Annotated in this window: 15 protein-coding genes and 1 pseudogene; 7 read left to right on the top strand and 9 right to left on the bottom strand. The window is 70.4% G+C overall.

The features are described from left to right. Positions 1-32: 32 nt before the first annotated feature. From QRY02_RS04205 to QRY02_RS04185, 5 genes and pseudogenes are all read right to left on the bottom strand, one after another. Entirely contained in the window at positions 33-779 is a 747-nt protein-coding gene (locus QRY02_RS04205; protein WP_285990163.1) for an SAM-dependent methyltransferase, read from the bottom strand. A gap of 184 nt (positions 780-963) precedes the next feature. Further along, complete coding sequence (locus QRY02_RS04200; RefSeq protein WP_285990162.1) at positions 964-1,692, bottom strand: hypothetical protein; 729 nt, start codon at positions 1,690-1,692, stop codon at positions 964-966. A gap of 257 nt (positions 1,693-1,949) precedes the next feature. Further along, entirely contained in the window at positions 1,950-2,222 is a 273-nt protein-coding gene (locus QRY02_RS04195) for a hypothetical protein (RefSeq protein ID WP_285990161.1), read from the bottom strand. A gap of 55 nt (positions 2,223-2,277) precedes the next feature. Next, entirely contained in the window at positions 2,278-3,327 is a 1,050-nt protein-coding gene (locus QRY02_RS04190) for a serine hydrolase domain-containing protein (RefSeq protein ID WP_285990160.1), read from the bottom strand. A 269-nt stretch (positions 3,328-3,596) separates the two neighbouring features. Then, a pseudogene (locus tag QRY02_RS04185) lies at positions 3,597-4,435 on the bottom strand (LysR family transcriptional regulator). Positions 4,436-4,535: 100 nt separating this feature from the next. On the opposite strand from QRY02_RS04185, the gene QRY02_RS04180 reads away from it, so the two are divergent. Continuing rightward, positions 4,536-5,270: an SDR family oxidoreductase gene (locus tag QRY02_RS04180; RefSeq protein WP_285990159.1), complete on the top strand. Its 735-nt coding sequence runs from the start codon at positions 4,536-4,538 to the stop codon at positions 5,268-5,270. Between the two features lie 139 nt (positions 5,271-5,409). Here the strand turns inward: QRY02_RS04180 and QRY02_RS04175 are convergent, their stop codons facing one another. After that, positions 5,410-6,021, bottom strand: coding sequence for a carboxypeptidase-like regulatory domain-containing protein (locus QRY02_RS04175; protein ID WP_285990158.1), 612 nt, complete (start codon positions 6,019-6,021; stop codon positions 5,410-5,412). Positions 6,022-6,168: 147 nt separating this feature from the next. On the opposite strand from QRY02_RS04175, the gene QRY02_RS04170 reads away from it, so the two are divergent. Next, positions 6,169-6,753: a DUF3885 domain-containing protein gene (locus QRY02_RS04170; RefSeq protein WP_285990157.1), complete on the top strand. Its 585-nt coding sequence runs from the start codon at positions 6,169-6,171 to the stop codon at positions 6,751-6,753. Positions 6,754-6,858: 105 nt separating this feature from the next. On the opposite strand, the gene QRY02_RS04165 is transcribed toward QRY02_RS04170, so the two are convergent. Continuing rightward, positions 6,859-7,170 (bottom strand): EthD family reductase, encoded by a 312-nt coding sequence (locus tag QRY02_RS04165; protein WP_285990156.1) that lies wholly within the window; start codon positions 7,168-7,170, stop codon positions 6,859-6,861. Between the two features lie 148 nt (positions 7,171-7,318). Here QRY02_RS04165 and QRY02_RS04160 point away from each other — a divergent pair, with 148 nt between their 5' ends. Further along, positions 7,319-7,789, top strand: coding sequence for a YdeI/OmpD-associated family protein (locus QRY02_RS04160; protein WP_285990155.1), 471 nt, complete (start codon positions 7,319-7,321; stop codon positions 7,787-7,789). Positions 7,790-7,853: 64 nt separating this feature from the next. Here QRY02_RS04160 and QRY02_RS04155 read toward each other — a convergent pair whose 3' ends face one another. Continuing rightward, entirely contained in the window at positions 7,854-8,612 is a 759-nt protein-coding gene (locus QRY02_RS04155) for an AraC family transcriptional regulator (RefSeq protein ID WP_285990154.1), read from the bottom strand. A 53-nt stretch (positions 8,613-8,665) separates the two neighbouring features. Here QRY02_RS04155 and QRY02_RS04150 point away from each other — a divergent pair, with 53 nt between their 5' ends. Then, positions 8,666-9,910: an MFS transporter gene (locus QRY02_RS04150; RefSeq protein WP_285990153.1), complete on the top strand. Its 1,245-nt coding sequence runs from the start codon at positions 8,666-8,668 to the stop codon at positions 9,908-9,910. A 50-nt stretch (positions 9,911-9,960) separates the two neighbouring features. On the opposite strand, the gene QRY02_RS04145 is transcribed toward QRY02_RS04150, so the two are convergent. Further along, a complete protein-coding gene (locus QRY02_RS04145; RefSeq protein WP_285990152.1) occupies positions 9,961-10,881 on the bottom strand; it encodes a LysR family transcriptional regulator in 921 nt (306 codons plus the stop codon). Between the two features lie 123 nt (positions 10,882-11,004). Between QRY02_RS04145 and QRY02_RS04140 the strand changes: the two genes are divergently transcribed. Genes QRY02_RS04140 through QRY02_RS04130 form a run of 3 tightly spaced genes read left to right on the top strand, consistent with a single transcriptional unit; the run spans position 11,005 to position 13,590 of the window. Further along, a complete protein-coding gene (locus QRY02_RS04140) occupies positions 11,005-11,712 on the top strand; it encodes an SDR family NAD(P)-dependent oxidoreductase (protein WP_285990151.1) in 708 nt (235 codons plus the stop codon). Positions 11,713-11,715: 3 nt separating this feature from the next. Beyond that, entirely contained in the window at positions 11,716-12,069 is a 354-nt protein-coding gene (locus tag QRY02_RS04135; protein WP_285990150.1) for an SgcJ/EcaC family oxidoreductase, read from the top strand. Positions 12,070-12,090: 21 nt separating this feature from the next. Then, complete coding sequence (locus QRY02_RS04130) at positions 12,091-13,590, top strand: DUF6461 domain-containing protein (RefSeq protein ID WP_285990149.1); 1,500 nt, start codon at positions 12,091-12,093, stop codon at positions 13,588-13,590. The last annotated feature ends 21 nt before the right edge of the window (positions 13,591-13,611 follow it).

Below are 13,611 nucleotides of genomic sequence, written 5' to 3'. Positions count from 1 at the left end.
CCGGGTCATCGGGACTCACTCGACCCGCTGTGTCAGCGGTTCATCAGAGCGAAGAGGCCCCAGCCGAGGTATTCGCGTTGGTATCGGGCGTGGCGTACCGGAGCGGCGGTGAGTTCCGCGCGCATCTGCTCGGCCAGCTCGTCGTCGGGATGTGCGTCCAGCCAGCGGCGGGTGTTGAGCCACTGAGCCGCGACGTAGCGGTCCCAGCTGTCCTGGTCGGCCAGGACCATCTCCACGACGTCACAATCCAGCTCCCCGAACTGTTCCAGCAGTTCCGGCAGGAGACGGTAGTCGTCTTCGCTGGTGGCGTGACAGCCTTCGACGGTGGCCTGGTCCGGGGGTTGCCTGCGCCAGTACGGTTCGCCGATCAGCATCATGCCGCCGGGGCGCAGGCTGCGCCGGAGCAGGTCCACGGTGCCGGCAACGCCACCGCCGATCCAGGTCGCACCGACGCACGACGCGATGTCGACCGGGGCGTCGGCAACGTGGTCCGACGCGTCACCATGGGTGAACGTGACCTGTTCGGCGACGTCCAGTTCGATCGCTCGTGCCCGGGCCTTGGCCAGGAACACGGTGCTGATGTCGACGCCGGTTCCGGTGGTGCGGTGATCGCGGGCCCAGGTGCACAGCAGCTCGCCCGAGCCGCAGGCCAGGTCGAGCAGCCGAGTGCCGGGTGGTGGGTTCAGCGCCTCGCCCAGGTCGGCCAGTTTCCGGCTGGTGAGCGGGTTGTGGATGCGGTGGCTGCTCTCGCGGATGGTGAAGCTACGGGGTAGGTCCACTTCTGGGATTCCTCACGTCCAAGGGGTAGTGCACGGTGCTCAGCGCTGGGTCGGCCGTGGACGGCCGGGCTACCCGGACATTCATGAAATGCACCTCTTCGGACGGAAGGCGATACGGTTCGACGGAAGGCTAGGTGGATCGCACGTACCGGTCCACCGGTTATCGCGTCCACCCCGAACGAACTCAACGATCCGAGGGCTCCGAGCCGGGAGGCAGCTCTGTGCCGGGCCATGACTGCGGCGCGGGACCGAACGCGCGCCGGGCGGCTCGGACCGCAAGGGCGGCGACGGTGGCGTTGGCGCCACCGCCGATCACCGCGCCGATGCCGAACGGCGCCACCCGGCCGAGCACGATGATGCCCTGCTTGGTGCCGTACTTGGTGACGAAGTTCTTGCCCAGGACGCTGTTGATCTGGTTCAGCGTCGTCATGGGCACCTTGCTGACGAGCTGGCGGGCCCAGTGCTGACCGGTACGCTCGGCGGCCTTGCCCACGATGGTCGAGGAACCGGACTGGCCGAGCAGAATCCCCATGACCAGCGTCCGCCGCCGTTCGATCTCGTCCAGCCGGACCCCGTGGACCTCGGCGACCGAGAGCACGAACAGGGTACTCAGTTCAAGCGAGGAGAAAGCCTCGCCCGCCGACAATGCCAGTGCGACCCCGGTGCCGACGGCGGGCGCGGCCGCGGTGGCCCCGACCGCGGCCCCGGTGCCCGCCAGGGCACTGACGTACATCCGCTCCAGGGTGCGCACGACCTCCACCGGTGTCGCCTCCGGATTGCGCTGACGGGCCCGGGCGATGTTCCTGCGCACCAGCGGCGCCTGCAAGCCGATGGCCTTGTCCAACAGCGCAAGAACCGGCTGCCCCGGCCCGCTCGACGCCGGCACCGGTCCTTCAAGGGCATCAGAGGCCACCGCGAGCTCCTTCGCGTCGTCACTTTGACGCCCAGTCTTGCAGCCGCCCGGCCGAGGCCCATCGAGCACCCACGCCCGCCGCATCGCGCTGCTGGCCGGATCTTCACCGGAATCTCGAGGGTATGTCGTTTGGCGACAACCCTCTGCGCCAACGGCCCTGCAGTCTGAAACCGCTGCCGCTGGTCGCGCTGTCACGGCACACGCGCCTGCCCACGAGCCAGGCAGCCGACCAGATGCCGTTGGTCGCAGCCGAACGGTCAGGGCAGTTCTCGCGTCGGCAGCACCTTGCGAAGGTAGGTCGCCGACTCCTCATCCCCCAAAGCCAGGTAGAACGGCGTCGCACGTCGGGTAGCCAGGGCGGAAAGGGCGCAGTTCCGCCGTGCCGCCCAACCCAGCAGATAGCCGAGTACGCCATCGCTGTCGGCAGCGACCAGGAGATGATCCAAGCGGCGGTGGCGTTCGGCAACTGGCTCACGGTCGTTGCCGGCTTCCGCCGTGATTGCGGTGTGGTCACGGCGGAAACCGAGCATCGGACCGTGGTGTTCACGGCGGGACGTTCATGTCCACAGGCGTTGTGGGGGTGGTTCAGCCCACGTTGGCCGCGGCCATGATGATGCGCTGGGCGGTCTGCGGGATGTCCCCACCCATGTGCAGGGTGTTCACCGAGTAGACCAAGCGGCGGGACAAGTCCAAGGTGGTGCCCATGCCACTGGCGTAGCCGGGCCGGTCGCCGGTTTTGCCCCAGAACACGACCTGGCCGATGGTCATCTGGGCGAGCCCGCCGCCGATGTGTGCCGGTTTGTCGTTGCCGGGGTCGTCGTCACCGTCGTAGTCGGGGACGTCCGGGATCGCGAAGAGCTCGGCGGTCTGCGCCGGCGGCAGCACCCGGCCGGACACCAGTGCGGTGAGGAACCGGTCGAGGTCGGGGGCGTTGGAGATCATTTCCGCGGCGGCCCACTGGAAGGTGGGGTTGGCCTGGGTGATGTCGACGTAGTCGGTGTGTCCGCCGGTGGTGACCGCTTCGTATCCATGGGCGTGCGGGCCACGGATCTCGATGTCGGTGCCCGGTACCGAGGTGGCGGACAAGTGCAGCGGCTGGATGATCCCCTCGCGGATCGACGCGCCGTACGGGCGGCCGGTCACCTTCTCGATGACCATGCCGAGGACGAGGTAGGTGATGTTGTCGTAGTCCTGCTTGGTGCCGGGGGCGAACGTCATCGGCCGGCCGGCGGTGGCCAGGTCGATCAGCTGGCGTGGGGTCCAGGTGTCGAACCGGTGGGCCAGGAACCAGGTCGGGTCCTTGTGGTCGATCCTGATCCCGGGGATTCCGGCGGTGTAGTTGAGCAGCTGGCGGATGGTGATCGGCGCGTAATCGGCGGGCAGCAGGTCGGGCAGGTAGCTCTGTACGGTCCGGTTCAGGTCGAGCCGGCCCCGGGCCGCCAGTTGCAGCACGGCGGTCGCGGTGAACGTCTTGGTCATGCTGCCGATCCGGAAGCGGCCCTCCGCCGGAACCGGCCGGCCGGAGTGGATGTCGGCGACGCCTGAGGTGCCCACCCACGTGCCGGCCGAGCCGCGCACCTGGACCAGGGCGCCGCTGGCCTCGTCGTCGGGCAGCCCGGCAATGGCCGTGCGCATCGCGGCGGGGTCCAGTGGTGGCAAGGTAGCGGCTGATGCTGCGGGGGCGAGGGTGGTGGCGAGCAGGAGGGTCCCGCAGGCGAGACCGATGGCGCGGCGTAATCCTGCGGAATTGCGAGGCTTCATGGTGAAAGCGTGTCGTATGGGACAACTCGTGCCATCCGGGACAACCCCGGTGCCTGCCCGGAGATCATCCCCGACGGTTGACCCCGGGGTAGCCCCGCCCGGTTGCGACCACGCCCCTCTTTTTTGCGCGCCGACAAGGTTGGTTACAGGTGGGCTGCCGTGTGGACGAGCCTGGCGACAGCCAGGGAGCGGCTGTGCGCAGGCCAGGCGAGAACGGTGGTGACGGGAGATGCGCCGGTCAGGGGAACGGCAACATGTGCGCTCCACAGCCACGATCGGGCGGAGGCGCTCGTGACGGCGACGGTGTGCCCGAGGGCGATCAGCTGCGCCAGCTGCGACTGGTCGTGGATCTCGGGGCCCGGGCCGGGTGGGTAAGCGCCATCGTTGCAAGGCCAGCGGGCGAGCGGTGGATCCGCCAAACCGCTGATCTCAGCCATGGTCAGCGACGTGCGCGTGGCGAGGGGATGCCCGCGGGCAGGATGGCGACCTGCTCCTCGGTAAGCAGGTCTTCGGTGTCGAACCCGGCGAGGTCGGCGAAGGGGCGCTGCATGAGCGCCACGTCGGCGCGGCCGTCTCGCAACATCCGCGCCTGTTCTCCCATTCCGCACACCAGCACGTCGATTTCGGCCGCGTCGGGTTCGGCGGCGTGGGCATCGAGAAGTTTCCGCAACAGCTCGTGATTCGCGCCGGCCTTCGTCGCCAGTGTCAGGCGGTTCGTGGAGGACGCGGCACGGCGGGTGCGCCGGGCCGCCGCCGCGGCTGCCTCGAGGATGGCGCGGGCGTCGTCGAGGAGCACCTGCCCTGCATCGGTGAGGGTGACGCCGCGGCGGTTGCGTTCGAGCAGGGTGACACCGAGACGCCGTTCGAGCTGCTGAATCGCCCGGGACAGGGGCGGCTGAGCGATGCCGAGGCGCTCGGCTGCCCGGCTGAAGTGCAGTTCCTCGGCGACGGTGACGAAGTACCTCAGCTCGCGGGTCTCCAGCGTGTCCACCGCACCACGATACTGCGGTGATACCGGGCGGGTATGACAGCGCACCTGATCGGTGTTGGGACAGCGCTCGCCGGTGGGCAGGATCAAGGTCATGAGCGACAAGCAGCTCGCGTTGGTGACCGGCGCGAACAAAGGACTCGGATACGAGATCGCCGCAGGGCTGGGTGCAAGGGGCTACCGCGTGGCGGTGGGCGCCCGCGATGAAGCCCGGGGCGAGGCGGCTGTGAAGACGCTGCACACCGCCGGGGTGGACGCGTTCGCGGTCCCGCTGGACGTCACCAGTGACCGCAGCGTCACCGAGGCCGCGGAACTCATCGAACGTCAAGGCGGACGCCTCGACGCTCTGGTCAACAACGCCGCCATCTCCGGAGAGATGGGACCGGGATGGAGGCAGGATCCGACCACGCTCGACCTCGACGTCGTTCGCAAGATCGTGGAGACCAACGTCTTCGGCGTGATCCGGGTGACCAACGCGATGCTGCCGTTCGTGCGGCGCGCGACGTCACCGCGCATCGTCAACATCTCCAGCAGCGTCGGGTCGGTGACCTTGCAGGCGGACCCGGACATCGAAGTCGGCCCGATGATGGCGGCCTACGCGCCGACGAAGTCGTACCTCAATGCCGTCACCGTGCACTACGCGCGACAGTTCACGGGCACGGACATCCTCATCAACGCCGCCTGCCCGGGGCTGGTCGCGACCGATTTCAGCGGCTTCCGAGGGCGTCCACCTCGAGAGGCCGCGGCCACGGCGATTCGACTCGCCACGCTGCCTGACGGCGGACCGACCGGCTCCTTCTTCAACGACGACGGCGCCATCCCCTGGTGACCCGGACGGTCCAGCAAGCGGAGGCGCAGTGATCGTCCGTCGCCCCACCAAGCTCTGGGAACGCCGGCCGCGGTGCCCGCCGCTCACAGCCTGAACACCAGCGGGCCGTCTCCCCCGATCCGAGGGAGACGACCGCTTTTCAAGGCTGGGGCTCGACGTCGAAGACGAGTTCGCCGTGCTCGTCGGCCCGGACGCCGGCAAGTCCGACGTCGGACCCGTAGGTCAGCCACCAGCCGGCCGGCGGTGTCACGCGGAGCTCGTATTCGCCGACCGGCAGCCCGGTGAACCGGAAGTCGCCGTTGCGGTCGGTGCGGGTGGTGGCGCGGCGGTCGATGTCGTGCAGACCGACCACGGTGATCTTGACGCCCTTCAGGCCCTCGCCCGGGTCTTTGCGGTGGTCACCGTTCTGCGCGGTGAAGCCGTAGGCGATGTTCACCCGGCCGACGTTCGCGGCCGCGGCGGGCACGATGCCGCGCAGGACGACAGTGACGGTCTGGCCCGCGGCGATGGTGATCCCCTCCTGGTCGTACCCGACGCCGGCCCAGTCGGTGACCTCCAGCTCCCACGGGTCCCCGTTGCCGCCGCTGTCGTTGACGACCTTGACGGCGTCGGCGGAGCCCCAGTTCGCGAACTTGTAGGTGACCGTGGCGACGTCACCGGGTCGGTAGCCGAGCTTGTCGAACCGCGTCGAAACGACGTGAACGTTCGGTGTCGCGTCCGCGGCAACGGCAGGCAGCGCACCGGCGAGCAAGGCGGCCGAACGGTTTGGCCGGAATCCGTGGCGAATCCCCGGAAGAACGGATAACCGGCTGCATGTGGATCAGCTCGCGCGTAGATTCAGAGGGCTCGGCCGCCCCGGTCTGGAGTCGACGAGACTGCTCGTGCGAAAGGTGATCACGTGCCGGACGACGCCCTGTCGACCCTGTGGCGGCAGCAGTGGCCCGAGTGCCGTCCGTTCGCCGATGAGCTGAAACTGGCCTACCGCGACCGGTGGGTGCGTTTTCACAGCCTGCCCGAATCCCAGCGCTATCCCGGCACGGAAGCCGAGTACGACATCGTGCTCCACCGCTACAACACCGTGCTGGACGAACTGTTCCACGGCCAAGAGGTCCGGATCATCACCGCCGACTGGTCGGACACCCCCGAAGTCCCGGCGCCGTCCGCACAACACGCGCTCTGGAACCCCGGAGCACATCACTGGACGTCCATGCTCACCGACGAGGACGAACCCGACCCCGACTTCGTCGGCTACACCCACCTCTACGTCAACTGCCGGCCCTGGCGACCCGGCCTCGTGGACGATCTGCTCCGCGCCGCGGCCGACTACGTCACCGGCGGCGTGATGATCACCAGTCTCGCCTTCGACCGCGTCCACCACCCCTACGACGGAGGAGCCGACATCCTCCTGCCCACAACCGGTGAACGCGACGCCCTGAAGCACCGTCACACCGACTGGCTTTCCCTTCACCCTTCCGGCTTCTGAGCATTCCGAGGTCCGTTCACGCCACCGATCACACGGCGACGGGACGCTTTGCGTCAGGAACGCGTTGCGTCCGACCACGGATGCGGCGGTGCCTCAGGGCCGGGCTCAGCAGGTGCCGTCCTGCACCGGGTAGTGGATGACGACCGCGCCACCGGTGGCGTAGTTGGCGACATCGGCAGTCACCTGCTTGCCCTGCGGAGACGCCCTCGCCGCGGTCATTGCCGCAGCGTCAGCGAATTCGGCCTCGAAAACCGCGAAGTACGGCGTCTGTCCCTGCGTCGCTGCCACCTCGAAGCTGTAGCGCCACGCGAGCAGGCCGGGCATGCGCGTGACCAGCGGGAGGTGGGTGCGCACGTAGTAGTCGCGGAAGTGGTCGGGATCGGCGGGCTCGGGATACAGGACCATCAGCTTGTGCACGACAAACCTCCGTTTCGGCGGCGAGCGACCACAACACCCCGGAGTGCGCGATCAACGCGAGGTGGACGGTAGATCAGGCGCCACGCCAAGATCAAGTGCATTGCGGCACGGAGGCTGCGACCTCGACAGCTGTGAGACGATCGCGGTTGTGAGCTCGCAGCAGTTTCGCGCCGTCATCGCCGCCGGTCCGCGCGACCGCGCGATCATCGCGGTGCCCTTCGACCCGGACCGGACGTGGGGCGCCAAGGCCGACCATCCGGTGGGCGGCACGATCGAGGGCAGGCGGGTCCGCGGAAGACTGGCCCCGACCGGCAGTGGATGGTCGTTGACCGTCACGCCGATGTGGCTGCGCGACGCAGGCGTCACGATCGGCACCGAAGTGACCGTCGAGCTGGCCCCGGAAGGTCCCCAACGCGGAGATCTCGCCGACGACGTCGCCGCGGCACTGGCCGAAAACCCCGCTGCCGCTGCTTTCTTCGACACGCTGGCGCAGTTCTACCGCAAGGCCTACCTCCGCTGGATCGACGCGACCACCCGCCGTCCGGATCTCCGCGCGGCTCGGATCGCCGAAGTGGTCGACCTCCTCGCGGCGCGGATCAAACAGCGGCCACGGCCGTGACGGTGAGCTGCGCCGGTAGGACGCCGCCCACGACCTCGTCTCCGCACACCGCTGAGCGCGGCTCTCATCCGCTCCCGCGAGGCGGGTGTTCCCGTGGCTGACGCTGCGGTGGCGTGGCCCGGTAGCTGCCGGGTGTCCGGCCCATGGTGCGGGTGAACGTTTCGACGAACGCGCTCGGTGTGGCCCAGCCGCAGCGGTGCGCGGTCTGGGTGACGCTGGCGCCCTCGGCCAGCTGGACCATCGCGTGGAACACCTTGGTCGTGGTGCGCCACTGCGGATAGGTGGTGCCGAACTCGAGGCGGAACAGCCGGGACAGCGTGCGCTCGCTGGTGCCGGTGCGGCGGGCCAGCCACGCCGTCGTGCGGGGCCGGCTGAGGTCGTCGGTGACGAGCCGGCAGGCGTGGGCCAGCCGGGGGTCGCGGGCCTCGGGCAGGGTCAGCGGCTGGTCGTGGGCGCGGCGGAGGCGATCGCGGAGCACGGCGTGGAGCCGGGAGGCCTCGCCGGTGCCGAGGCCGGGTTCGGTGGCGGCGAGGAGCAGTTCGCGCAGCAGGGCGCTGACCGCGACGACCGTGGGCGCGCCGCCGTCCAACGGCGCGTCGCGGACGGGGAACATGAGGGTGAGGATCTCGGAGGCGCCGTAGACGCGGTGCTCGTGCCAGGTGCCGGCGGGCATCCAGATGGCACGGTCGGCGCAGGCGACCCACGCGCCGCGGTCGGTCCGGACCGCGAGCACGCCCCGGATGACGTACACCAGCTGGTGTTCCTCGTGCCGGTGCCGCTCGATGACCTGCCCGGCCGCGTGCTGGTGGCGGTTTTCTGACACAAGTCGACAGATTATCGGAAGTGCGGCTCCGGCGGTGCTGCGAACGTGAGCGCATGACGACCAGTTCGCCGAAGAACCGCCTGCGCCGGGTCGCCGTGGACACGCGGCCGCTGGCGGACCCGGTGTTCCGCCGGACCTTCGCCGGCCAAGGCGCCGCGGTGGTCGGGACGGTGGTGACCGAAGTCGCCGTGCCGGTGCAGATCTACGACCTCTCGCACTCTTCGTTCGACGTCGGTCTCGCCGGACTGGCCGGGCTCGTCCCGATCATCGTGTTCGGGCTCTACGGCGGCGCGGTCGCCGACGCCGTGGACCGGCGTCGCCTGTACCTGGCCTCCTCGGCGCTCACCTGGACGGTCACGCTCGCGTTGCTCGGCCAGGCGCTGGCCGGAATCGGGTCCGTACCACTGATCCTCGCGCTCGTCGCCGTGCAGTCCGGCGGCTTCGCCGTGTCGTCCGCGGTCCGCGGCGCGATCACCCCGGCCCTCGTCCCGCCCGGCCTGGTACCGGCGGCCAACTCGCTCAGCTACACCGCCTCGACGGTCGGGCAGGTGCTGGGACCGCTGGTCGCGGGAGTCCTTTTAGGACTCCCGAACGGGTTCTGCTACGCCTACGGCGCCGACGCGGTCCTGTTCACCGCCGCGCTCTACGCCACCTTCCGGCTCCCGGCCCTGCCCGCGGCGGACCCCCTCGGCCGCCCCGGGCTGCGGTCGGTCCTCGACGGCTTGCGCTTTCTCGCCGGCCGCCGGGTCCTGCTGATGTCGTTCCTGCTCGACATCGCCGCGATGGTGCTGGCCATGCCGACCGCCCTGTTCCCCCAAGCCGCCGAGACGCGGTGGCACGGCGGAGTCGGCCTGTTGTACTCCTCGATCGCGATCGGTTCGGTCCTCGCCGGGCTGTCCAGCGGCTGGATCGGCCGGGTGCGGCGGCAAGGCGCCGCCCTCGCCGCGGCGGTGGCGGTGTGGGCGGGCGCCGTCGCGCTGGCCGGGCTCGCCCCCAGCCGGTGGCTCGCGGTGGCACTGCTCGTCGTCGCCGGTGCGGCCGACCTCGTCAGCGCGGTGTACCGGCAGACGATCCTGCAAACCGCCGTCCCCGACCGGATGCGCGGCCGGCTGCAGGGCGTGTACACGGTCGTCGTCGCCGGCGGTCCCCGCCTCGGCGACCTCCGCGCCGGGATCATGGCCTCGGCACTACCACTCACCGTGGCCTGGTCCGGAAGCGCGCTGACGTGCGTAGTGCTCGTCATGGCCGGCGCCGTCCTGGTGAGGTCGTTCTGGCGCTACACGCCGGCTGGTCGTTGACGGCGCCCACCCTGAGCCTCTGCACACGGCGTTGGAGCGGTTCCCGCCCGTCAAGCGTGCCCGCTCCGCTCGGCGGCGTGCGGGTCGTCGGCGGGCAGCCAGCCGGTGCCGAGGTCCAGGGAGCCGACGTCCCGGGTGAGCGCCGCGATGGTCGCGCGGACCGGCGGGCGGGTCTCGTCGCGGCGGGACACCAGGGACCACGTCCAGAACGGCGCCGGGTCGACCACCGGCCGCCGCCCGAGGTCCGGCGGTACCGGTGTCGTCTGGCCCTTCGGGTTGTTGAGCACCGGACGCCGCAGCCGGCGGGCGTGGTCGAACAGCGCCGGGCCCGTGGACCCGCCGTCCTCGGTGTGCACCACCTCGGCACCCGTCGCCCGGGCGAACTCCTCGGCGTAGGCGTTCCACGACGCCCAGCTGGCCGTGTCGGCATCGACCAGCACGACGACGTCCCGGGCCGCGACCTCGGCGGTGCCGGTGCCGACCGCGTAGAGCCGGTCCGCGCCGATCAGGCGGGCTTCCAGACCGAGTTCGGCCAGGTCGGCGGCCCGCGCCCAGCAGATCGCCAGGTCGATGCTCCGGTCGGCCACCCGGCGCAGCTGGGTGTGCGAAGGCAGCACCCACGTGTCGACGTGCAGGTGCGCGACACCCGCCACCCGGTCGAGCAGGTCGGCCGGGCGCCAGTTCACGTAGCCCAGCCGCACCGGCTCGCGCGCCGCGATCCCGGCGGCCGACCGGCGCAGCTCGTCCGCCTGCTCCAGCAGCGCCCGGACCTGGGGCAGCAGTGCTTCCCCGCATTCGGTCAGCGTGACCGAACGGCGGTCGCGGTCGAAGAGGCGGACACCGAGGTCCCGCTCCAGCGCCTTGATCTGCTGGGACAGGGACGGCCCGGCGATGCGCAGCCGTTCGGCGGCCCGGCCGAAGTTCAGCTCTGTGGCGACGGCCACGAAGTACCGAAGCTGGCGTAGCTCCATGGCGGCAGCTTAGTGCGGTGGGAGGTTGCGCCTCTCAAGTGAGAGCGAACCGGTCGTGGCGAAGCACCCGGGTCCGGCACACCATCGGCTTCGGAAGCACCAACTCCAAGGAGGTCAACGGAAATGAGCACCCAGAAGGTCGCCGTCGTCACCGGCGCTTCGCAGGGCATCGGCGCGGCCCTCGTCGAGGCCTACCGCAAGCTCGGCTACGCCGTGGTCGCGAACTCGCGGTCCATCACCCCATCGGGCGATGCCGGGATCCTCGCCGTCGCGGGCGACATCGCCGACCCGGCCGTCGGCGCCCGCGTGATCGACCAGGCCCTGGCCGAGTTCGGCCGCATCGACACCCTGATCAACAACGCCGGCGTCTTCGTCGCGAAGCCGTTCACCGACTACACCGGCGCCGACTTCGACCTGGTGACCGGCGTGAACCTGCGTGGCTTCTTCGAGGTCACCCAGCGCGCCATCGCCGCGATGCTCGAGGTCGGCGGCGGGCACGTCGTCAACGTCACCACCAGCCTGACCGACCACGCGAACAGCGCGGTGCCCTCGGCGCTGGCGGCGCTGACCAAGGGCGGCCTGAACTCGGTGACGAAGTCCCTGGCCGTCGAGTACGCCACCCGCGGCGTCCGCGTGAACGCCGTGTCTCCGGGCATCATCCGCACGCCGATGCACCCGGCTTCGACGCACGACGCCCTGGCCGCCCTGCACCCGGTCGGGCGGATCGGCGACCCGGGCGACATCGTCGACGCGGTCGTCTACCTGGAAGGCGCCCCGTTCGTCACCGGCGAAATCCTGCACGTCGACGGCGGCCAGAGCGCGGGGCATTGACACATGAGCACCGAAATCCTCAGCGCCGTGCTGGACGCCTGGAAGGCGGCGGTCGACGCGCACGAGCCCGAGCGCGTCGCGGAGATCTTCACCGAGGACGCGATCTTCCAGGGCCTGCACCCGTACAGCGTGGGCCGGGAAAGCGTGGCGGCGTACTACGACTCCCAGCCACGGGGCATGACGGCGGACTACCGGATCGTGGAGAGCCGCCGCTTGGCCGAAGACGTGGTCCTCGGATATGCCAGTGTCGACTTCGGCTTCACCGATCGGCCGACGCTCCCGGTCCACCTGAGCGTGGTCGTCCGCCGCGCCGGTGACCGCTGGCTGATCGCCCACTACCAGGTTTCGCGGCTCTGAAAGGGCCGCTAGAAAGGAGTGGTGACCGAGGACGATTTCGACTGGCTGTCGACGAGCCCGCTGGGTGAAGCCGCCTGTGTGACCATGGTGAAGACGACGGACGTGGACGCCGTGGTGCGCGGCTTCGGCGGCATGGCGGGCGAGGCCCGGACCGTCTCGTTCGCGGAGGCAGGGGACGAGCTCGGCCAGGCGTACGCGGTCGCGGTGTGCCGCCGGGGCGAGTACGTCGTCGCGGTCGAAACCAACGGCTTCCAGGGCTCGCGGCCCGAGGTCCTGCGCCGGGTGTCGCGGCTGGGCGAGACGGTGAGCGCCTTCTGGAACGTCGAGGCACTGACCAGGTTCAGCTACGCCGCCGACGGCCGCATCAAGACGGCGTTCGAAGCGGGCGCCGGCTCGGCGAAAGACGGCGAGGACCCCGATTGCCTGGCGCCGCTGGTCGCCGAGATCGACTGGGAGGCAGGTCATCGGCGGACGGGCCTGCTCCTGCTCGCCGCCCGGGTCACCGGGCAGCCGTTCAGCGAAGACTGGCTGTCCGGCGAGGTCCTCGTCGCGCCGATCGCGGAACACCTCGAGGACGTGCACCCGGTGACGCCCGGGTTCGAGTCGCTGGAGTACCGGCACCCGGTGCTCGCCGCCGCGCTGCATCGCGCCGAGGACGAGGCGTTGCTGGCGGTCGCCCGTGCCGCCGTCGGCGAAGTGGCCGCCTCGGCCGGGGTACCCAGCGGCGACGTCGAGTTCGACGAACTGATCCGGATGGCCCGCTACGAGGCAGGCTGGAGCGGCTACGGCGGCCACGCATCGGGTGCCGACCGCCTCCGGCTCGTCGCCCTGGACGCCGTCCGCGCGTTGCGGACCGCGCCGAACCCGCTGACCGCCGCGTTCAAGACGATCGACGCGGCCGAACTCGCCCAGCAGCTGGACCGCCGGGATTCGGCGCCGATGCTCGCCGGTTTCCTTGACCTCTTGGGAAACCCACCGGCCCCGTCCGGCGCGGACGGCGCCCGTGCCGGTACCGGCGGCCCGCTGGAACGGCACGCGTGGATCACCGATCACTGGCTCGGCCTCGCCGCGTCCATCACCTACGCGCGCAATGCCCCGCCCGACACCGTCGCGGCGGCGTTCGGCGCCATCCCGTTCGGCGCCGGACCGGTGTCCCTCACCGACACCGAACAGGTCGCGCTGCGGCGTGAGAACGACTGGACGATCGCGATCGCGTTCAACCGGAGCCCGTTCGCGCACCGGCTCGTCGACACCCTCCGTCCACACACGACAGTGCTCAACATCGGCTGGGAGACACGCGGCAACAAGCTGGCCTACTACGCCCGGCCCGGCCACGACGTCGCCGTGATCCGGCCGGGCCAAGGCGACGTCCCGGCGCCCCTGGCTCCCTTCACCACTTCCCTGCCGGCACCGGCGGGCAACGCCGCTGCGTGGCTGCTCGCGCTGGGCGAGGCCGTCACCGGCATCGCCTTCACCCCGGAAGGCCTCGACGCGCACCACACACTGCTCCGTCCTGGGTGACGGCGCGGGTCCCTTTTGCCT

Source organism: Amycolatopsis sp. DG1A-15b, assembly GCF_030285645.1.
Lineage (GTDB): Bacteria > Actinomycetota > Actinomycetes > Mycobacteriales > Pseudonocardiaceae > Amycolatopsis.
Note: the sequence above shows the minus strand (reverse complement) of the source record. Positions and strands in the feature narration are given on the sequence as shown.